Origin of the sequence: Candidatus Pelagibacter communis, assembly GCF_001179985.1 — a bacterium.
GTDB classification, from domain to species: Bacteria; Pseudomonadota; Alphaproteobacteria; order Pelagibacterales; family Pelagibacteraceae; genus Pelagibacter; species Pelagibacter ubique_J.
Map to the genome: position 1 here is coordinate 1 of NZ_CVSI01000018.1, position 1310 is coordinate 1310.

Genomic DNA, 1310 nt, shown 5'->3' on the forward strand with positions numbered 1-1310 from the left:
CAAATTGACGACTCTATCATGGAAAAAAACTTATTAACCAGGCTCACTATGGAAGAAAAAAAATATTTCTTGTCTGTTAAAACTAAGGTTTTAGATGGTAGAATATTTATTACCGGTAAGGTCGATAATCCAGAGGAGAAGTTAAAAATCACAAAAATTGCATGGGAAACTAGTGGAGTGAGATCTGTTAGAAACGACATAAAAATTAAAGAAAAATTTAATTTTAAACAATCAGCTAAGGATACGCTAATAACTTCCCAATTAAGGGCTGCTTTGATTTTAAACAAAAATATAAAATCTGGTAATTATCAAATAGATACTTACAAAAAAAATATCTACATTTATGGGATAGCGAGAAATAGAGATGAATTAGAAATAGTTGTTGATGAAGCAAATTCTATCTTGGACGTAAATAAAGTTATTGCCAGTATTCTTTTAGTAGAAGACTTAAGAATTCAAAAAGATTAATTTTTTTTGTAATCAATTATCTCAGCTGAGTAAGCAGCAACCGATGCTAAATTTAATATATCTGATGTTGAACTTCTTAATGGAGCTATCTCAATAGCTTGACCCAAACCTATTAAAAGCGGTCCAATTAATTTTGCTCTACTCATAGATTGTATCATCTTGTATGAAATCGCAGCGCTGTGTTGACTTGGCATAATTAAAACATTTGCATTTCCAACAATTTCAGAAAATGGATAAAGTTCTTGAAACATATCCTCTAAAGCAACATCTGGCTGCATTTCACCATCAAATTTAAAATCAACATTTTTCTTTTTAAGAAGCTCAACAGCATCACTAATTCTTTTTGTTCTATCTGTGGTTGGCTGACCGAAAGTAGAATGAGATAAAAAAGCAATTTTTGGATCAAATCCAAATAGCCTTACAACTCTAGCAGCCGAAATTGCCATTTCAGCGAGTTGTTTTTCATTTGGGTACTCAATTACTGTAGTATCACAAATAAAAATTGTTTTTCCCCTATTAACTATCATATTCAAACCGAACATTATTTCACCTGGTCTTGGATCAACAACTTTGGAAATTTTCTCTAAAGACGCAGAATATCTTCTTGTATTTCCAGTAACCATTGCATCTGCATCACCACACGATACCATACACGCACCAAAAGTAACTCTATCATTTCTTATAAGCTTATCGCAGTCACGCTCTAATAAACCCTCTGATCTTTGAAGTTTTCTAAATAAAAACTCTGTATATTTTTTTCTTAATGCCTCATTAGTAGAATTTATAATCTCGATATCAAAGTTTTCACCGTATCCAATTTCGTTTAATTTTTTTTTTACTAT

Annotated in this window: 2 protein-coding genes; one reads left to right on the forward strand and one right to left on the reverse strand. The window is 31.1% G+C overall.

The window, feature by feature from the left end; all coding sequences use genetic code 11:
- The coding region (locus tag AMN80_RS00935; protein WP_102133612.1) for a BON domain-containing protein at positions 1-468 on the forward strand (468 nt) is incomplete at its 5' end.
- On the opposite strand, the gene AMN80_RS00940 is transcribed toward AMN80_RS00935, so the two are convergent.
- Positions 465-1310: phosphate acyltransferase (locus tag AMN80_RS00940; RefSeq protein WP_256997968.1), on the reverse strand; the 846-nt coding region annotated here is incomplete at its 5' end. The two genes, AMN80_RS00935 and AMN80_RS00940, sit on opposite strands and share 4 nt — an antisense overlap.